This window comes from Corynebacterium efficiens YS-314 (assembly GCF_000011305.1).
Lineage (GTDB): Bacteria > Actinomycetota > Actinomycetes > Mycobacteriales > Mycobacteriaceae > Corynebacterium > Corynebacterium efficiens.
In genome coordinates this window covers 1,459,403-1,478,345 of record NC_004369.1, presented here as the reverse complement: position 1 = coordinate 1,478,345, position 18,943 = coordinate 1,459,403, and the positions used below count along the sequence as shown (strand labels likewise).

The following is an 18,943-nucleotide window of genomic DNA, read 5'->3' as shown; positions in this document are numbered from 1 at the left end:
GATGCGGACTGCCTCGATTTATTGTACCCCGTACGGGATTCGAACCCGTGTTACCGGCGTGAGAGGCCGGCGTCCTAGGCCTCTAGACGAACGGGGCATAAAGGACACGATCACTATAAAATCCAGCTGATCGCAGCTGGCCTACCAGGACTCGAACCTAGAATGAGGGTACCAGAAACCCTTGTGTTGCCAATTACACCATAGGCCAATGTCAGTCAGCGTTTAAGCTCTGCGAGCTGCGCTGTTAACGGCTCCTACTATAACCACAACGGTGTCACTCGACCAAATCCGGCTCCCCGCCACACTCGGATAACGGGCTGGGTGTGGCCGCTCGCTTCTTCACCACACCATAAATCCCGTACACGTGATCGTCGGGCAGCATGATGGTGATCTCCCCCGGGCTGATGCCGGAGGCGAGCATCAGGCGTTCAACATCCTGCTCGGACCGTTCCCGTGGTTACGTCTTCTAAAGTGGTGTACAGCTACCGCACGGTGAGCACCCTGATCAGCAACACAGGCAGGCCACCGCGGTACCTTTCGACTCAGTTACCACACATCCTCGAAAGGACAACCCACGATGGCCTCTGCGCCTCATTCTATCGACCCGACCGGGCTACATTGACGACCTACTGGCCCAAGCCTCCCCGGACCTGATGCGGCAGATGCTTCAGGACACCATCAACCTGCTGCTTTCCGCCCAGGCCGACCAGGTCTGCGCAGCCGAGTACGGCGTCAATGACCCGGACAGAACCAACCGGCGCAACGGCTACCGCCACCGCGACCTCGACACCCGCGTCGGCACCGTCGACATCGCCGTCCCGAAGCTACGCCAGGGTTCCTACTACCCCGACTGGCTGCTGGAACACCGCACTCGCGTCGAATCCGCACTCACCTCAGCGGTGGCCACCGCCTACCTGAAAGGCGTGTCGACCCGCCGGATGGATGACCTCGTGAAATCCCTCGGGATCACCGGCATGTCGAAATCTCAGGTATCAACTATGGCCACAGACCTCGATCAGATGGTCGAAGACTTTAGGACTCGCCCGCTGGATGCTGGCCCGTATTTATACGTCTTTGCCGATGCGCTGACCATCACGGTCCGCGAAGGCGCACGCGTCGTCACATGCTCGGTGTTGCTGGCCACCGGGATCAATGCGGAAGGGTTTAGGCAGATCCTCGGCATGCAGATCGCTACCGCCGAGTCGACCTCGTCCTGGACCGGGTTTTTCCGGGATCTCAAGGCCCGCGGACTGACTGCGGTCGGGTTGATCACCAGTGACGCCCATTGCGGGATTTCGCACGCCATCGGGGATGTGTTTCCCGACGCATCCTGGCAGCGGTGTCGGACCCATTATGCAAAGAACCTATCCGACATCCGTGCCCCGGTCGGAGTGGAAGTGGGTGCGCACGATGTTTCACTCCATTGTTGACCAGGACGCCCCAGATAAGACATGGGCCCAGGCCCGATGGGTCGTAGACATGCTGGAGCCGACGCTGCCGAAGGCTGCCGTCCACCTGGAAGAGGCGTTGGACGAGATCCTGAGCTTCACGTCGTTTCCGAAGGCTGCGTGGACCAAGGTGTGGTCGAATAACCCGACTGAGCGGTTGAACAAGGAAATCCGCCGGCGCACGAACGTGGTCGGGATCTTTCCTGACCGGGACTCAGTGGTTCGCCTGGTCGGGGCGGTGTTGGCAGTAGCCACATGAGGACTGGATCCAGCAGCGGCGTTATATGCAACTCGGCGTCCTGAAAGACACGGCCGCAATGCTGACCACGGTGACTGCCGATGCGGTTGACGCTGATCTCTCCGCGAGCTTTAGGGAGGCGATCGTGGCATAGAAACCGGTGGCCATCAGTTAGCTAATCCCCACTGAGTCGGGCTGACGGATCCACCACTCAAATGGACGCTGATAATGGGAGTACGGGACCGGAACCACCGGAATGACCCACCTATGGACTGGCCACAGTCTGACTGTGTGCCTTTGTCAAGATTTGTCTTCCAAGCCGGTTCCGGCCCCGCACCGCGGATCTGGTGATGCGGTCATGACCTCATAGGAGCGTGACTTCTCACCGTGACCACCCCGGCAGGTGCCATAGTAGTAGTCCCATCAGCGTCTTGTCTGCCCGACATCTCGGATCCACGGCCGTACGTAGTGCCCCTCCTGTCGAAAGAGACGTCCATGACAATCACAGGTATCCCCCTCCCGTCCATCCCTGTCGCCGGTGTCGACACACATACTGACACCCACACCGTCGCTGCCGTCGCCGCTACGGGCCAGCATCTGGCCACCGCAACTTTTCCGGCTACCACCTCGGGCTATGCACAGCTGGCGCTGTTTCTGCACACCCATGGTGTCGATACCGTGGGAGTGGAAGGAACCAACTCCTACGGGGCAGGATTAACGCGACATCTCGTCGACGCCGGCTATGCGGTCGTCGAGGTGCTGCGCCCCAGTCGCGCGGTTCGTCGGCGCAACGGCAAATCAGACCCAGTCGATGCCCTGGCTGCCGCTCGGCAAGTCCTCACCGGGGAAGCGTTGAGTATCCCGAAAGATTCGACAGGGCCAGTGGAATCATTAAGGACGCTCTACATCACCCGGAAACAGCTCGTGGCAACGACCGTGAGAATCATGAATACGATCAAGTCGTTGCTGATCACCGCCCCCGATGACATCAGGGCCCGCTACAGCAGCATGACCAATCACGCCATGGTCCTTGCCCTGTCTCGTTGCCGGCCGCAAGCTGACGATCACGCCCCGGCGCATGCCGTTGCCTCCAGCCTGAAGATTCTGGCCGCCACCTATCTTCAGGTGCGTGAGCGATGCGATGACCTGGAAGCCCGGATCAGTGCTCTTGTCTCAAGCATCAACCCGTATATCAGCAACATGGTTGGCAGCGGCCCGCTGATCGCCGCTGAACTGATCGTCAGCATCGGTGAGAATCCGGAGCGTATCCCGTCCGAAGCGGCCCTGGCACAGCTATGTGGGGTAGCGCCACTGCCGGCGAGTTCCGGGCGAACCACCCGCCACAGGCTCAACCGTGGCGGGGATCGGCGGGCAAATTCAGCTCTGTACCGAATCGCGGTAGTTCGCATGGGATGTGACCAACGAACCAAAGACTACGTGGCTAAACGCACTGCGGAAGGACTGTCGAAGAAGGAGATCATTCGCTGTCTCAAGCGGGCCATTGTGCGCGAGGTGTACCGCGTGCTGTGCGCACAGTCCAGCCGGCCTGAGCCCAGGGATCTGCGTCGCCCAGACTTAAAGCAACGTCGTCAGGCCCAGCACCTGACTCAGGCAGAGGTTGCGGGCCGTCTTGGGTGCGCTCCTGCCAGGATCAGCGATATTGAAACGGGAAAACGCCCTTTGACGGAATTAGCCGCTGCCTACGAAAATCTTCTCCAAAGCGCTTGACACACTATAGGAGCATCTTGACCCCCTTGGAGGAAGGCCAACTCTTGATTAAATCTCCAAGATGACCTTCCCCCAAGACCTACTTCTACCTAGTGCAGCCCTCTACGGTCCGCTTGAAGCCAAGGTTGAAGATATGGAAACCACCTTCAGTTGGTAGCCGCAGGAGACCACCGAAACTACTGCTATCTTCCCACTGAGCTGTTGGATCGACAGCGATGACCTGTGCAATTAGTTCGCTGTTGTGATTCCAACCGCGATAATGCTTGTCACCGGCATCAAATTCGACCCACTCCCCGTCCATTCGCAGATTGGAAACCGGCAACCACTCCGATCTTTCCAGGGTTACCTTTGCCCGAAGGTAAAACACATCATGCCCGGATTGAGTGTGCCCGCACTTGTTGTGCAATCTGATTACTAGCGGGGTGTTTTCATAGGTATTCCGCATGGGAATCTCCTTCATAATCGCTCTTCTCTGCAGTCTTTTGAGTACAGAGCGGATCTTCCTTCGGGGGCACCGTGTGCGTTGCGCGGTTGCCAGTCAGCCTGCCGAAGGGCTTAGAGGCTGAACTTCTTGATCGCGAAGATGAGGTTAGCAGACCGCTTGGTCTAGATGCAAGCCCACCGCCACAGGCACTCGTCGAAAAGCCCCCTCCCTCAACCCCCGCATGGGGGTAACTTTCACGCCCACGCGGGCAACGCGCTAGTTTTGACGGCAGTCCCCACGGGCGCCCGAGCACGGGCTGAGATCGCGCTGATTGCTGCGCGAGCACCGTTCGAACCTGTCCGGTTAGTACCGGCGAAGGAAGAGAGGAATGGTGCAATGACGCCTACCCAAAATGAGATCCACCCGAAGCACAGCTACTCCCCCATCCGCAAGCACGGCCTTGAAGTTCCCGAGACTGAAATCGCCCTCGATGACTCGCCAAGTGGCCCCAACGAGCCTTTTCGCATCTACCGCACGCGTGGCCCAGAAACTGACCCTACGCTGGGACTTCCGCGCCTGCGCACACCTTGGATCACCGCCCGCGGCGACGTCACCGAGTACACCGGGCGCGAGCGTTTGCTTATCGACGACGGCCGCTCGGCAATGCGTCGAGGTCAAGCTTCAGCTGAGTGGAAAGGCCAAAAACCAGCGCCTTTGAAGGCGTTGCCTGGCAAGCGCGTTACCCAAATGGCCTATGCGCGAGCCGGCGAGATCACTCGGGAAATGGAGTTTGTGGCGCTGCGCGAACACGTTGATCCGGAATTTGTGCGCTCTGAAGTTGCCCGCGGACGTGCGATTATTCCCAATAATGTCAACCACCCGGAATCGGAGCCGATGATTATTGGTCGCAAATTTCTAACCAAAATCAACGCCAATATCGGCAATTCCGCCGTCACCTCTTCCATCGAGGAGGAGGTATCCAAGCTGCAATGGGCCACACGTTGGGGTGCCGATACCGTGATGGATCTGTCTACCGGCGATGACATTCACACCACTCGCGAATGGATTATCCGCAACTCCCCGGTTCCCATCGGCACCGTCCCGATCTACCAAGCGCTGGAAAAAGTAAATGGCGTAGCCGCCGACCTCAGCTGGGAAGTATTCCGCGATACCGTCATTGAGCAATGCGAACAAGGTGTGGACTATATGACCATCCACGCCGGCGTACTGCTGGCCTATATCCCGCTAACCACGCGCCGGGTAACCGGCATTGTCTCCCGTGGCGGTTCCATCATGGCCGGGTGGTGCCTAGCGCACCACCGCGAGTCATTCCTCTTTGAGCATTTCGACGAGCTGTGCGAGATCTTTGCACAATATGATGTGGCCTTCTCACTCGGCGATGGCCTGCGCCCCGGATCACTCGCCGACGCCAATGACGCCGCTCAATTTGCTGAACTAAAGACCATCGGTGAGTTAACCCAGCGCGCTTGGGAATATGACGTGCAGGTGATGGTTGAAGGCCCCGGCCACGTTCCACTGAACATGATTCAAGAAAACAACGAGCTGGAACAAAAGTGGGCTGCTGACGCTCCTTTTTACACTCTTGGACCCTTAGTTACCGACATTGCACCAGGCTATGACCACATCACCTCCGCCATCGGTGCAGCTCACATCGCCATGGGTGGAACCGCCATGCTCTGTTATGTCACCCCGAAGGAACACCTGGGCCTACCCAACCGTAACGACGTAAAAACCGGCGTCATCACCTACAAGCTCGCAGCCCACGCTGCTGACGTTGCCAAAGGCCACCCTGGCGCGCGAGCTTGGGACGATGCTATGAGCAAGGCACGTTTTGAATTCCGCTGGAATGATCAATTTGCGCTTTCCCTCGACCCCGACACCGCCATCGCTTATCACGATGAAACCCTGCCGGCAGAACCCGCGAAGACAGCGCACTTCTGTTCCATGTGTGGCCCAAAGTTCTGCTCCATGCGCATTAGCCAGGACATTCGCGATATGTTTGGCGAGCAAATCGCTGAATTGGGGATGCCTGGGGTTGGGGCTTCTGATTCCACGGAAGGCATGAAAGAAAAGTCCCGGGAATTTGTTGCCGGTGGTGGCGAGGTTTATCGGGAGTGACGGGTAATTGCTAGTGATTGTCGGGCCGATCCCAGATTTCTTGAAAGTGCTCTGCCACCAGAGGCCAGATGATTTCTCGGACATCTTCAGGTGAATTGATGCCCTCTGACATCTGACCACGCAACACAAAATCATGCGGGATTATTCTTCCTGCATGATCAAGTGGGGGGTGTCCCCCTTTGAGGGGACACGCAGGATTGATCAAGCAGCAGGCGCCACGGTAACAGCCGAGGCCGCATCTTCGAAAGCTCTCGGCGATAAGTAACTGATCCCGGAGTGCCGACGACGTGTGTTGTACCTCGTGATCCACCGGAACACCTCCCGTCGACACTGAACCGGCGACGCCCAGCTACCAGAACCTTGCAGCGTCTCCCGCTTCAGCGAGGCGTTGAACGACTCAGCCATCGCGTTATCCGCACTCGATCCGATCCGGCCCATCGACTGGCGGATCCCCAGCCTCCGGCACGTGGTCTGCAACGCTGAGGAGGTATAGACGCTGCCGTGGTCCGAGTGAAATATTGCCCCGTCCAGGGAGCCTCTCGTGCGTGCCGCGTCCTCAATCGCGTCCTGGACGAGACTGGTACGCATGTAGTCCGCAAGCGAGTAGCCGACCAGACGCCTGGAACAGACGTCGATGACCGTGGCCAGGTACATGAATTCTCCTTTCCCGCAGGGCAAGTAGGTGATGTCGCCGATATAGAGCTGGTTGCAGTCCTCGGCGGTGAAGTCTCGGCCGACGAGGTCGTCGAAGACCCTCGCGTCCTGGTCCGGGATGGTGGTGCGTTTCTTCTTGCGCAGGTTCACCCCGGCGATCTGGTGCTGGCGCATGAGACGTTCGATGCGTTTGTGGTTGACCCGCGTGGGCGCGGTGTCGTTGATTTCGGCGGTCATGCGGCGCACTCCGATCGTGGCGTCGAACTCCTCGTGGTAGTCCCGCATCTGGGCCACCAGCACCTCATCGGCGTGCTGGCGCTGCCTGCGGGCAGGCTTGCCGTCCCGCCACTTGTAAAAGCTTGACCGAGTAGGTGGTGGCGTAGTCGTCAACGAACTGGAAGCGGATCACCAGGTCGTCTCTCCCGCGAAATACTTCGCGGCCTTGCGCAGGATATCGCGCTCGGTGGAAAGCTTCTGGGTCTCCGAGCGCAGGTGCTGGACTTCTTTGCGCAGGCGCAGCAGCTCGTCGGTGGGGTCCTCGGCGGTGCGGCTGGGCTGGACGCCGCGGGCCCTTGCGGGTGGCGTAGACCCAATGCCGTTAAGTTAGTGGGTGTAGTGTTGTGCTATGCCTCGACATGGACGGACACAACCTGATACTGATCGTCGGTTATCGGATTTAATCTCGGTGGGCCTGCTCACCCGGGTGTTTCCGGCCGATGTCGTGGACGAGGTCGTCGCGCAGGCCGGTCGTACCCAGCAACGATCCCGCATCCTGCCCTCCCGGGTAATGGTGTATTACACCATCACAATGGCTTTGAACTCCGATGGATCCTATGAGGATATCTACGCCGATCTCACCGATGGACTGTCCTGGGCCTGCAGGTGGGAGGAACAGGCAGTACCTGCTCCGTCACGCTCCGCGATTTTCCAGGCCAGGGTCAGGCTGGGACATGAACCGATGGCAGCGTTGTTTGCCCGTGTTGCCCAACCATTGGCCCGGCCGGGGTGGGAGGGGGCCTGGCTGGCGGGCAAACGCCTGTTGGCTGTTGATGGCACCACCTTGGATGTCCCGGATACGCCAGCCAATGTCGAGCATTTCGGGCGTCCCGGCACCGGACGTGGTCAGGCCGGGTACCCGCAGGCCCGTGTCGTGGCGATCGCGGAATGTGGATCACATGCGATCCTGGACGCGGTCATCGGCGGGCTGGGCACCGGGGAAACGACCCTGGCTGATGAACTGATCGACCGGCTGGATCCAGGCTCAGTACTGGTCGCTGATCGGGGGTTTTATAGTTTCCACCGGTGGGCTACCGCCCAGGACCGTGGTGCGGATCTGGTGTGGCGGATCCGGAACAATGTGAAACCACACCATGTGCGAACCCTGGAGGATGGAACATGGTTGGCCACGATTACCCCGAGCAGTGGGCCGGGGTGGCGGCAGGTTGCCCCAAGGATGGTGCGGGTGGTGGACTACCACATCGATACCGGTGACGATGAGGCTGGCATTGTCGACCAGCAGCATCGGTTGTTGACCACCTTGTTGGATCCTGATGAGGTGTCGGTGGAGGATCTGATCGCGGCGTATCACGCCCGGTGGGAGATCGAGAACACTTTCGATGAGTTGAAAACCCATCAGCGTGGACGAGAAAGGGTGTTGCGGTCAAAGTCCCCGGAGTTGGTGCGTCAGGAGATCTGGGGGCATCTGTGCTGCCACTACGCGATCAGGACACTGATGGCTGATGCGGCCACTGCCAGTGAGCACCCTCCGGTGCGGGTGTCATTTGTTAAGGCCTTGAAGCTTACCCGTCGTTCGGTGATCCAGGGCTCTTTTCCCCCCTGACGACCCGCACACCGCCCGAAGTTTATGGGATCGGGCAGTGTCTTGGCTGGCCAGGTACCTCAACCCACCGCGACGAAGGCGGAAGAATCCGCGGGTGATTAAACGAAAGATGTCGAAATGGCCGGTGAAACGATCCCATCATTGTGGTCGGCCACTCGGCCCAGTGGTCACCGTCATCCCACCACTAACTTAACGGTATTGGGCGTAGACCCAGTTCTTCAACGTCGCCCGGCTGATGCCCAGATCGGTGGCGATCATCGAGAACGAGGCACCCTCGGTGGTCTCGTAGAGCCGGACCGCGTCGGCTTTGAACTCATCGGTGTAGGTGTTCTTCGGCATGGTGTTTCTCGCATTCTCCGGCCCATTCTGGGCCAGGGTCAGCGTGTCCACCAAACAGGGGTCAACACGCACGTCAGCTTGCAGCTGAAGTACTGGCAACCGAGATCGGGAACATCCACGGACACGATGACGGTCGACCAGCTACCTACGACACCGCGATCGACTCCACGTATTCACACTCTATGGGTACCAGACAGGGATCGGTAGGCCGATAACACCGGATCCGGCCTCGGCGACACGCCGGAGCCGGACACACTTTTTGTCCCTTAACCCACTTTTTGTCCCTTAACCCGCATCTTCCAAACCACCGCTTGAACAAAGAAAAAGCCACTCAGTGAAATTCACTGAGTGGCTTCTTTAATCTGTACCCCGTACGGGATTCGAACCCGTGTTACCGGCGTGAGAGGCCGGCGTCCTAGGCCTCTAGACGAACGGGGCGCGGTACGCAGAAAACTATATGTCAGCACGGTTTAATCACACAAATCAGGTGGTCAGTACCTGTTTTCTCGGCACATGGTCGCACACATGGAAGGACACCCGCTCCGGGTGTTCTCGGAGGGGTGTCAGTGTGCAGGGACCAATTTTTAGTTCTTGATCCGACTCTCTCACGTCCACCTGTGGCTCCAACCTGCTGCCACCGCTTTCCGGCTTCGGTTCGGAAGTTTCGTTAACCCGAGTTGATTGTCCTCGGTGTTACGTCCGCTGTGCCCATCGGGGGCTTAATGTGCCGGGTGTGGGTTGTTGAAGGGGGTGAAGGTGGGTGTCGAATGACTCCAACGAGGTGTCATCTCGTAGCGAGCTCCTGATTCACGCATCTCTAGCGCTCGGAATCCATGGTTACGGCATTGCCAGCTGCTTCGAGGACGGCTTCGTTGCGTCCGAACTTCGTCTTCTCTTCACTTACTGCCATACACTCTCCTTTACTGGATCGGTTTCCACTGATTCCAGAGCGCCCGTTCCGAAACTCTGGGGATCCATTTACGCTGGTCAGCAGCTGGTTCCTTCGAGATATCGGGATTGAACTTCTCTGTTGAATTCGACTCTAACGTCAGGTCAACAGTGGGTAAAGCCCATGCGGATAAAGGCATCCTTTTGCATTGATAGGGCCACCCCCACTAAATGAAAATCCGCAGCTCATCTGACCAGTATGCTCGTCCTGGGCAGGGGTGACATCAGACGTATGCGAAATCACGAAAAGCACCGATTCTCTATCTGAGAATCGGTGCCAGTGCGTTGTACCCCGTACGGGATTCGAACCCGTGTTACCGGCGTGAGAGGCCGGCGTCCTAGGCCTCTAGACGAACGGGGCATAAAGGACACGATCACTATAAAATCCAGCTGATCGCAGCTGGCCTACCAGGACTCGAACCTAGAATGAGGGTACCAGAAACCCTTGTGTTGCCAATTACACCATAGGCCAATCATTGACATCATCAGACAACTTCACCGCCTGGCGGGTTATCCAACTCCGTGCAACAGGTGAATACTATAGCCACATTCAACTGAAAGTCACAAATCCGCAGGTAAGAGCATCGATAAACCAGTGAGATCCCCTCCCCCAAAATCCCTGATCCCCACTAGTATTGAAGATCCGCCCCCATGGACAACTTCAGAGAGGATCCTCTCCGCATGCCCTTCCCAGCACTGCTCATCCCACTGATCTTCTGGGCCGGCGTGGCCGCATTCTCCTCCTGGGCTGTCAGCCGCGCATTGCCGCTGTCTGCCACCCGTACCGTCCGGATCAATGCGTCCGTGGATGAGGTCTGGGACCTGGTGACCGACCTCGGCCGTGCCTCAGAGTGGAATGATCACATCGTCCATTCCAGCGCACCGGAGGGCCTGGAGGAGGGCAGGAAACTGCGCATGCACACCCACCACCCGGAGACCTCTCGCCTACGGGCTTCTTTCCGCCCGACCCTCACCGTGTTAGAACCCCAGACCGAAATGACCTGGGAGGCGAAGATCATCGCACGGTGGGTCTTGTCCGTCACCGACACCATCCGCCTCAGCCGCGTGGAGGATAACCTCACCGAGGTCACCCAGACCATGACCTTCAGTGGCATGCTCTCCCCCGGCGTGCCTTTCCTGACCAGTATCGAACACCTGCAGGACACCTCGAACGCGAAGCTCAAGGCGCTCCTCGAGCAGCACTAGAACGCTTCACGACGCCCGAACCCCCACCCCGCACACCGGCTCAACCGTTTGACCTCTGCGGGGCCTACCAGAAGCGGTTTACAGATCACCCGCACATTGGGGGCTGGTGTGCCAATCCTCCGTGACCCCGTCGACCCGCGCATCCATGCCGGGGACAGGACGGAGCCCATGCACCTGATCACCCGCGAGCTGGCCTACACCGACACACTGAGCGGTGAGACGAGGGTGTTCACTACTCCGCGCGCGCGGACGGTTCACTGAAGTCGGTGTTTCCACCCACCTCCACGCCGTAGGTCGCGGCAACCCGCCGTTCCAGCTCCGCCCACTGCCGGGCCGGCGCCAGGTCCTCCGACAGGGTGTGCAGCTCCACACCGGTGGCGACGGCACCGGGGCAGTCGGCATCCGTGAGTCGACCATCCTTGTCGACGGCCACCGCCTGCTGCACCATCGTGCCCGGCATAAGGTTCATCAGCAGCATCGCCGTCTCCCGTCCGGGACCCGGCGGGAGGGTGAAGGGCACCACCACCACAGCCGTGTCGATGTCAGGGGTTCGGCGGACCGCACGCAGCGCGACATCCACCCCACCCACTATCGCCTGCCGGAGGAACCAGCCGACCAACCGGAGGAGGGCCCACCCCCGCCGTGGCCAGGCCCGGATATCTGCCCGGCCCGGGGGGATGAGCACGACGCTGAGGGCGGTGGCTGCGATGATGCTCACGATGCCGTAGGTCGCGTAGCCGGGGTCCCAACCCGCCAACGCCACCCATACCAGCGCGAACAACACGACCCGCACGACGATGCCTGCAACTGTCCTCATCAGAACCACTCCCCCGTCAGCAGACCCAGTGCCACCAGTGCCGCCACCCCACCCAGCAGCAGGAGGATGGCCAAACCTGCGCCACGCCACTCACGCACCAATGCCTCGCTGGCGACGGCGGCGCGCTGGATCCGGTCACCAGCACCCAGCACGGCGGTGGTTCCGACCCCCGCAGCCCGGCGCGCTCCGGTGTGCACAGCAGTCAGGGCCCGTGCGCCGGCCGACCATGCCCGCAGGACACCCCGCTCCTCGACGACTACGAGATCCCCCGGTGGTGCCAGAGAACCGTCGGCGGCGGGGAACCACCCGGGTAACCGTTGCCGGGCAGCCAGCCACCAGACCACCAGGCCCGGCAGCAGTCCCAGCGCGATGGGCCAGATCATGTCCCAGAGCGTGCCGGGGCCCCAGATGGGCGGGTCCAGTGGCAGCCAGTCCGAGCCCACCCACCGGGGCACCGTCAGTCCGGCCAGACAGAGCGCCACCCACGCGCCGAACTCCCCGTCGGGCACCGGGCGGGAGGTGCGTTCCTCACGCCACATCACCCAGGCGAAACGCATCAGCAGGAGGGTTGACCCAGTGGCCACCAGGGGCAGGAGAACGTCGAGTCCGATGCCGAACACCGTGATGTCAGCCACCGCCTCCTTGGAGACGTACTTCGCGAAAGCCCCGGAGGTCCCGGGAGCACCGGCCACGGACAGGCCTGCCCAGAGCAACCCGGCGAGCACTGCCACGCCGATCGCGCCCCGGCCGAAATGCCGGAGCACGGGCACACCGAGAAACAGCGAAGCCTTCGCAAAGCCGTGATGGACCGCGTAGAGCACCGCCGCGGCGGTGGCGGCGGTGGCCGCTCCCGGCAGCAGCATGCCAGCGGCGACCACCGCGCCGATGAAGCCCATCTGGGAGATCGTCGAATATGCCAGGATGACCTTCGGGTTGTTCTGCAGCACCCCGAGAGGCACGGCGAGGAAGGCTCCCAGCAGGCTGAGCATCAGCATAACCCGGGCGAGCGTGATCACCGCATCCTCACCGAGGGGGTCGGCTGCTGTCGGGAAGAACCGCAGCCAGCCGACGAGGCCTGCCTTGACCATCGCCCCGGAGAGCACAGCCGAGGCCGCAGGTGGAGCGGCCGGATGTGCCAGCGGGAGCCACACGTGAAGTGGCAGGGTGCCCGCCTTGATGCTGAACCCGATGAACAGCAGGGTGAGTGTCAGGCCCGTGTGGGGCGAGTCAAGCACTGCCTGCGGGGCGTCGACAAGCTGTCCCCCGCCGGCGTGGACGACCAGCATCATCCCCGCCAGCAGGGAGGTCTCGCTGATGACCGACATGATCAGGTAGATGACGGTGGCCCGGCGGGCCTGCCGGGTCCGGTAGTGGATGACCAGGCCGGCGGCCGAGAAGCTCATCGCCGCGAAGGCCAGATAGAAGGCCACCGTGTCCGAGGCAAGGTATACGCCGATGTTGCCCGTGTAGCAGGCCAGGAGAAAAGCCGACAAGGTGGCAACCCGAGGTTCCCGGTCCCCGGGACGGACCCAGGCGATCGCCACCAGTGCGGAGCCGTAGAGCAGCGCCGTGACCAGCAGCAGAGGCCTGGCCACCTCATCGATGGCGAAGTTCGAGCCGAAGAGCAACCACGGGACCTCCCACGGTTCGGGGGAGCCCCCGACCGCGGCAGTGGCAGCGGGCAGCACTGCCACCGGTGCCAGCACCGATCCGACCCGGCGGATCCGGTGCCTGTCCGGGGCCGGGACGATACCGGCCATCGCGATGAGGGCGATAAACGCCACGGGCAGTAGGAGTGCGGCCGCCAGCATCAGTTGAACACCCCCTCGGCGATCTGTCCCGCGATCTGCAGCGGGGCGAAGGGAACCGAAGCGACAACACCGAAGGCAACGGTGGCTGCGGCGGTGAGGAGAGCGGGCACGAGCAACGCCTTCGGTTCCCGGACACGGACCTGGGTTGCGCCCCCGGTGGCGGAGGAAGCACTGTCATCCGCGCTGTCGCCGTCCCGGTCCGGCTTCCGGAACCACAGGCGGTAGACGATGGGGAGGAAATACATGGAGTTGAGCAGTGAGGAGGCCACGAGGACGGCGACCACCCAGGAATGATCCGCCTCGAGGGCTCCCACGCCCAGCTGCCACTTGGAGATGAAACCGGCGGTCGGGGGCAGGCCGATCATGCCGAAGGCACCGATCGTGAAGGCCAGGGATGTTCCCGGCATCCGGTGCCCGAGACCGGTCAGTTGGTCCACCCGTTTGGCGCCGAGGGTCTCGGCGTAGAGCCCGGCACAGAAGAACAGGGTGATCTTCATGATGCCCTGATGGACAAGGTGGGCCACACCGCCCGTCACACCGGCGACTGTTGCCAGGGAGATGCCCACCGCCACGTAGCTGACCTGCGAGACTGTGGAGAAGGCCAGACGCTTCTTCAGGTCGATCTGACGCAGTGCCTGGTAAGAGCCGTAGATGATGGTCACGCAGGCGACCACGAGCAGCGGGGTCAGTACCCCCAGCTCCGAAGCCACCCCGATGCCGTAGACGTCGTCGATGACCCGGACGATACCGAACACACCCGCCTTGACCACGGCGACCGCGTGCAGCAGGGCGGAAACCGGGGCGGGTGCCACCATCGCGTTCGGCAGCCACCCGTGCAGCGGGACCAGAGCCGCCTTGACACCCAGACCGCCGACCAGGAGCGCGAAGATGACGATGGCGATCCCAGGCGAATGTGTGGCCACCTCGGTCACCCCGACAGCACCGCCGGGTGCGAAGTCCACCGGACCTGCGTAGATCGTCAACCACACCACACCGATGAGCAGTGCCAGGCCTCCACTGAGCGTATAGCGCAGATACACCCGCGCCGCCTTTAGGGAGGCGCGGTCCCCCCAGTGGGCGACCAGCGGGTACGTCACCAGGGTCAGCATCTCGTAGAAGACCAGGAAGGTGATGAGGTTGCCGGAGAAGGAGATGCCGACCGTCGCGGTGACACAGAGGCTGAAGAAACCGAAGAAGCGGCTGCGGTTCTGCCCCTCCCCCAGGTATCCGATGGCGTAGACCGTGGTCAGCAGCCACAGCACCGCGGACAGGGTGGCGAAGAACAGGGCCAGTGGATCCACCCGCAGCACCAGGTCACTGCCGGGCAGGAAGGGCATGCTGAACTCGGGCCGCAGATCGGCATCCAGCACCACCGGGAACAGCAGCATCACCAGCAGTACCTTCAGGCCGGCGGCGCTGAGGTTGATCGTCGACCTCAGCCGGACCCGTTCCTCAGGCAGGGGGAAGATCAGCAGCGCCGCGAGCAGGGACAGTAACAGCATCACCAACGGAATCCAGGACAGTACCTCCGGGGAGAACAACGTCACCATGGCGCACCCACCTCCAGCATGTCGGAGACCCAGAAGCCCATGAAACCCGTCAGGATCGTCAGGGTGCCCAAGGTGAACGGCACCACCTGGGCGGCAAAGGAGACCTTCTCCCTTGGCAGTCCACCAGGCTGGATCATGTCCCCCTCCTCTGTCTCCGCAACCAGTAACGGGGCCAGTGCCTTGAAAAGGTAAGCGGCCGACAACAGGGTGGCGACCACTACCGTCAGCACGATCCAGAAATGTTCCGCCGCCACGGCGGCGGTGGCCAGCTCCCACTTGCCGCTGAACGCCAGCGAGAACGGCAGTCCGGCCAGCCCGACCACTGCCAGCCCCATCGCCATGATCAGCATCGGATCCCGCTGCCCTGCCCCACGCAGCCGGGCCAGCTCATCGGTGCCGTAGTTGATTTTGAGGTGCCCGGCCACGAGGAAGAGGGAAGCCTTCGCCACACCATGCCCCAGCAGCAACCCAATGGTGCCGGTGGTAGCCCCGCCGATCACGGCCCCGTCGGCGAGTGTGGTCACGGTCTGTTCGGAGCCGGGATCCAGGAGAATCGGGAAGAACAGGAACCAGTACCCGGCTTGAGCGACAGTGGAGTAGGCCACCAACGGCTTGAGCCGTGGCTGCCGGAGCGCGAGGATGGAGCCGAGGACGATCGCCACCAGGCCGAGGCCTCCCAGTAGCCACCCCAGCCCGGAGAGCACGGTCAGCCACGTCTCATCCGCCAGTTGCGGGCCGTCGACCAGGGCTGGGATCATGCCGGGGCCTGCAACCCACAGCCAGCAGCGCAGGAGGACGAAGAATGATGCCTTGATGACCAGGGCCGACAGCAACGGGGACACGGCCCCCGGAGCGCCTGAATGGGCGGGGATGAGCCACCCGTGCATGGGCACCAGCGCGACCTTCATCACCAGACCCACGGTGATCAACACCAGCGCGAGCACCACCGGGGGATGGGTGCCGGGTTCCTGCTCGATCACCCGGGCGGCCTGCTGGATGTCGAGGGTGCCCGTCGCCGCGACGAGCAGCCCGACACCCACCAGGAACAGCATCGCCCCCAGCACCGCGATGAACAGGTAACGCAGGGCCGCCCGCCAGGCGTCGGAACCGCCGAGTGCCACCAGCCCCACGGCCGTCAGGGCGACAAGCTCAAGGCCGACATAGGTGTTGAACAGGTCTCCGGAGACGAACACCGTATTGAGACCGGCCCAACACCCCAACCACAGTGGCCAGTAGCCGGGATGTCCGGAACGCCACTCAAGCGTCTCCCCCGCACTGTCCACGGCCACCAGACGTTGCCCCGTCGAGGCGGGGACAAGGGCGGCGTAGACACTGACCAGACCCCCGACGACGGTGGTGAGCAGGAGGAACAGCACCGACAGCCCATCTGCACGCAACGTGATGCCCAGCGGGGCGTCGTAACCGCCGAGGGACAGTTCGAGAAGGTCACCCCCGGCCACCGTGGCCACGACCGGCAACGTGAGCAGAACGACGCCGACGGCGGTGACAATGCCCGCGATACGCCGCTTCCCTACCGGGAGCAAGACTGTCAACGCCGCCATAAGCAGCGGGAACAGTACAAGCGCGCCGAGGCTGAACTGGGGAAGGGTCATCACTGCGCCTCCTCTCCCCGCCGGGTCTCTGTCTGCCCGGTGTGCTCTGTGCCTTCGGTGGTTCTGAGTCCCTCGATGCGGCGGATGAGCACCGCCCCGACCCCCGTGAACGCCACCGTGATGACCAGACCGGTGATCACGAGGGCCGACAGGACGGGATCGGCGGGGTCGGAACGGGCCCCCAGTGCCACCAACACGAGTAGGGATCCGGACCCGACGACATTCATCGCAACCAGCCGGGCCACCCGGTCCTCCACCAGCAGCATCCGGACCAGACCGGTGACGAGAAGCATCACCGCCAGACCCAGATACCACTGGACAATGCTGATCGCGGAGATCACCTCGGTCACGCGTCCTCCACCTCCCGGATCCTCCGGCCCGGGTTCTCCAGACCGAGGTAGAGGAGGTAGAGACCAGCTGTGATCCCGGCGGTGAGGAACACCTCGACCATGAGAATCGTCGCGAACGCCCAGTCCCCCACCCAGCTCAGCCACGGATAACCCACGACGGGACCGAGAAGGCCGGCCAGGATGAAGACGATGACGCCCACTACCAGCAGCAGCGGTAGCCACCACCGGGTCAGGACCGACAGGTCGACCTGGGCGGTGCGCAGCAGGATCAGCAGGCCCGCAAGGACCGCGCCCGACTGGAAGGCCCCGCCCGGGCCGGAGCTGCCGGCGAACAGCAGCCACAGTCCGAGCAGCAGAAGCACGGGTGCGGCGATGCGGGCGTAGAACCGGAGGATGGACGGCAGGGCGGGTTGTGGCATGAGCACGTGGGGCAGCCCGTTGTCCCGTCCCACAGCCAGGACTATGACACCGGCGAACAGGAGTACCGCGGATTCCAGGAGCGTGTCGTAGCCACGGAAGGCCAGGAGCACTCCTGTGATCGCGTGCTCGACGCCGGTGGCGGGTAACTCGGTGGCCAGAGGGGCCGACCAGTCGGGCAGGCGTTGCTCTGCCCGCAGCAGCACCGCCCCGGCCACCACGGTGAGGAGGGCCCCCACGAGTACCCCGACGCTGGCAGTGAGCCAGGCGGGGGCGGTTCGGCGCCTCTCCCCCTCCGGGGCCGGGTGGACTCCCAGCCAGACCAGCACTGCGCTCAATAGACCGGTGCCGAGTGCCGCCTCCGCGAAGGCGATGTCGAGGGAGCCCAGCCGGAGCCACACCAGACTGAGGATCACCCCCAGGGACAGAAATGCTCCCGTCTGGCCCCGTCGGGACCGTCTGCCGAGCGCCATGCCACCAGCCAGCAGCACCCCCACTGCAAGAACGATGTCCAGGATGCCGACACCGGGGGTGGATGAATACTGCAGGGTCTCTGTCACCGATCCCCCTCCGCGCCTGCCGACGTCCCACCCATCGGCGGGGCTTCGGTCACTTTGCGGGCCTCCACCCCGGCGAGCGCCTGTGCAGAGACCGAGGCGGCTCCGAGCGCCAGCACCCAGACCAGCAGGAGCAGAATCGCGGTGGAAACCTCCCCCGCCTGGATCGCGACCCCCAACAGCACCAACCCCAGTCCCAGGTTGTCCGCCTTTGTCAGCGCATGCAGCTGACTCCGCACATCAGGGAACCTGAGCAATCCGACGGTTCCCGCGGTGAAGAACACGAGACCGAGGATCATGAGGCCGGCGCCGATGAGGTCAGACACCATGGGCATCCCCACTCCTCCGGACAGCGACCGAATCCGCACGGCGTCGACCCGCCACCACCGCGACCGCGGCACTCACTGCGGCGAGAGCAGTGAAGATGAGGGCGACATCAGCGATCCGGGAGGCATCCTCCGCCACGAGCAACCCGAAAACGGCGGTCAGGGCGGCCCCGGTGGTGCTCGACAGCAGGAGGACCAGCAACCAGCCACCGGAACGGTCACGTCGGAGCACGACGATCAGAGCGACAAGGAAATTCACCAGCAGCACCAGGAAAACCATGCTGAGTAGAAAATCCAATGCGTTCCTCCCCTCCGGCCACAGCACGGTGCCACCGGAAGGCCACCGCACTTTCTCTGCAGTTTCGGCCCGCCAGTTTAACTAAATCTCCGTTCGTATGCCGGGGCCGGAGGCTGCTTGAACCAGCATCGTTTCTCAGCTCGCGATGATCCTTTTCAGGTCATTACGTTGTTTGACATGAGGAGATCCCCTCGCGCACACACCGTTGAGCGCTCTCAATCGGTCATGACGACCGTAGGC

The 18,943-nt window shown here is 62.2% G+C and carries 15 protein-coding genes, 5 tRNA genes, 2 pseudogenes and 2 riboswitches; of the genes and pseudogenes, 5 read left to right on the top strand and 17 right to left on the bottom strand.

Annotated features, from left to right (window positions below):
• Nucleotides 1-24: 24 nt before the first annotated feature.
• The 3 genes from CE_RS07075 to CE_RS15355 all read right to left on the bottom strand — a co-directional run bounded on the left by CE_RS07075 (nt 25) and on the right by CE_RS15355 (nt 421).
• Nucleotides 25-97: transfer RNA gene (locus tag CE_RS07075), tRNA-Glu, on the bottom strand.
• Nucleotides 98-136: 39 nt separating this feature from the next.
• Nucleotides 137-208 (bottom strand) — tRNA-Gln (locus tag CE_RS07070).
• A gap of 66 nt (nt 209-274) precedes the next feature.
• Nucleotides 275-421 (bottom strand): hypothetical protein, encoded by a 147-nt coding sequence (locus tag CE_RS15355; RefSeq protein WP_006769374.1) that lies wholly within the window; start codon nt 419-421, stop codon nt 275-277.
• Between the two features lie 156 nt (nt 422-577).
• Here CE_RS15355 and CE_RS07065 point away from each other — a divergent pair.
• Nucleotides 578-1,840: pseudogene (locus tag CE_RS07065) on the top strand (IS256 family transposase).
• Nucleotides 1,841-2,181: 341 nt separating this feature from the next.
• Nucleotides 2,182-3,414 carry an IS110 family transposase gene (locus tag CE_RS07060; RefSeq protein ID WP_006769372.1) on the top strand — a complete coding sequence of 411 codons (1,233 nt, stop codon included), beginning with the start codon at nt 2,182-2,184 and terminating at the stop codon, nt 3,412-3,414.
• A gap of 85 nt (nt 3,415-3,499) precedes the next feature.
• Here CE_RS07060 and CE_RS07055 read toward each other — a convergent pair whose 3' ends face one another.
• Nucleotides 3,500-3,859 (bottom strand): hypothetical protein, encoded by a 360-nt coding sequence (locus tag CE_RS07055; protein ID WP_231295133.1) that lies wholly within the window; start codon nt 3,857-3,859, stop codon nt 3,500-3,502.
• A gap of 14 nt (nt 3,860-3,873) precedes the next feature.
• Nucleotides 3,874-3,991, bottom strand: a riboswitch (SAM riboswitch).
• Between the two features lie 134 nt (nt 3,992-4,125).
• Nucleotides 4,126-4,238, top strand: a riboswitch (TPP riboswitch).
• Here CE_RS07055 and thiC point away from each other — a divergent pair.
• Entirely contained in the window at nt 4,235-5,977 is a 1,743-nt protein-coding gene (gene thiC, locus CE_RS07050) for a phosphomethylpyrimidine synthase ThiC (RefSeq protein ID WP_006769370.1), read from the top strand. (Overlaps the previous riboswitch by 4 nt.)
• 201 nt (nt 5,978-6,178) lie before the next feature.
• Here the strand turns inward: thiC and CE_RS07045 are convergent, their stop codons facing one another.
• Nucleotides 6,179-7,021 (bottom strand): IS3 family transposase, encoded by an 843-nt coding sequence (locus CE_RS07045; protein WP_011075427.1) that lies wholly within the window; start codon nt 7,019-7,021, stop codon nt 6,179-6,181.
• Between the two features lie 235 nt (nt 7,022-7,256).
• On the opposite strand from CE_RS07045, the gene CE_RS07040 reads away from it, so the two are divergent.
• Nucleotides 7,257-8,471 carry an IS4-like element ISCef4 family transposase gene (locus tag CE_RS07040; protein WP_011074783.1) on the top strand — a complete coding sequence of 405 codons (1,215 nt, stop codon included), beginning with the start codon at nt 7,257-7,259 and terminating at the stop codon, nt 8,469-8,471.
• Nucleotides 8,472-8,678: 207 nt separating this feature from the next.
• Here CE_RS07040 and CE_RS07035 read toward each other — a convergent pair.
• The 4 genes and pseudogenes from CE_RS07035 to CE_RS07020 all read right to left on the bottom strand — a co-directional run.
• Nucleotides 8,679-8,810: pseudogene (locus CE_RS07035) on the bottom strand (transposase); the annotation flags it as partial.
• Between the two features lie 365 nt (nt 8,811-9,175).
• Nucleotides 9,176-9,248, bottom strand: a tRNA-Glu gene (locus tag CE_RS07030).
• Nucleotides 9,249-10,046: 798 nt separating this feature from the next.
• A tRNA-Glu gene (locus CE_RS07025) sits at nt 10,047-10,119 on the bottom strand.
• A 39-nt stretch (nt 10,120-10,158) separates the two neighbouring features.
• Nucleotides 10,159-10,230, bottom strand: a tRNA-Gln gene (locus tag CE_RS07020).
• A gap of 209 nt (nt 10,231-10,439) precedes the next feature.
• On the opposite strand from CE_RS07020, the gene CE_RS07015 reads away from it, so the two are divergent.
• On the top strand, nt 10,440-10,964 hold the full coding sequence (locus CE_RS07015; RefSeq protein WP_173362568.1) for an SRPBCC domain-containing protein: 525 nt from the start codon (nt 10,440-10,442) through the stop codon (nt 10,962-10,964).
• A 232-nt stretch (nt 10,965-11,196) separates the two neighbouring features.
• Here CE_RS07015 and CE_RS07010 read toward each other — a convergent pair whose 3' ends face one another.
• Genes CE_RS07010 through CE_RS06975 form a run of 8 tightly spaced genes read right to left on the bottom strand, consistent with a single transcriptional unit; the run spans nt 11,197 to nt 18,685 of the window.
• Nucleotides 11,197-11,781, bottom strand: coding sequence for a Na+/H+ antiporter subunit E (locus CE_RS07010; protein ID WP_006769363.1), 585 nt, complete (start codon nt 11,779-11,781; stop codon nt 11,197-11,199).
• A complete protein-coding gene (locus CE_RS07005; protein WP_006769362.1) occupies nt 11,781-13,592 on the bottom strand; it encodes a proton-conducting transporter membrane subunit in 1,812 nt (603 codons plus the stop codon). The genes CE_RS07010 and CE_RS07005 overlap by 1 nt, the downstream gene beginning before the upstream one ends.
• A complete protein-coding gene (locus CE_RS07000; protein ID WP_006769361.1) occupies nt 13,592-15,142 on the bottom strand; it encodes a complex I subunit 5 family protein in 1,551 nt (516 codons plus the stop codon). The genes CE_RS07005 and CE_RS07000 overlap by 1 nt, the downstream gene beginning before the upstream one ends.
• Nucleotides 15,136-16,755 carry a complex I subunit 5 family protein gene (locus CE_RS06995; RefSeq protein WP_006769360.1) on the bottom strand — a complete coding sequence of 540 codons (1,620 nt, stop codon included), beginning with the start codon at nt 16,753-16,755 and terminating at the stop codon, nt 15,136-15,138. The genes CE_RS07000 and CE_RS06995 overlap by 7 nt, the downstream gene beginning before the upstream one ends.
• Nucleotides 16,755-17,105 (bottom strand): NADH-quinone oxidoreductase subunit K, encoded by a 351-nt coding sequence (locus CE_RS06990; RefSeq protein ID WP_006769359.1) that lies wholly within the window; start codon nt 17,103-17,105, stop codon nt 16,755-16,757. The genes CE_RS06995 and CE_RS06990 overlap by 1 nt, the downstream gene beginning before the upstream one ends.
• Nucleotides 17,102-18,082 (bottom strand): MnhB domain-containing protein, encoded by a 981-nt coding sequence (locus CE_RS06985; RefSeq protein WP_006769358.1) that lies wholly within the window; start codon nt 18,080-18,082, stop codon nt 17,102-17,104. Before CE_RS06985 ends, CE_RS06990 begins: the two co-directional genes overlap by 4 nt.
• Nucleotides 18,079-18,408 (bottom strand): monovalent cation/H(+) antiporter subunit G, encoded by a 330-nt coding sequence (locus tag CE_RS06980; RefSeq protein WP_035109552.1) that lies wholly within the window; start codon nt 18,406-18,408, stop codon nt 18,079-18,081. The genes CE_RS06985 and CE_RS06980 overlap by 4 nt, the downstream gene beginning before the upstream one ends.
• On the bottom strand, nt 18,398-18,685 hold the full coding sequence (locus CE_RS06975) for a hypothetical protein (RefSeq protein ID WP_143758440.1): 288 nt from the start codon (nt 18,683-18,685) through the stop codon (nt 18,398-18,400). The genes CE_RS06980 and CE_RS06975 overlap by 11 nt, the downstream gene beginning before the upstream one ends.
• Between the last annotated feature and the right edge of the window lie 258 nt (nt 18,686-18,943).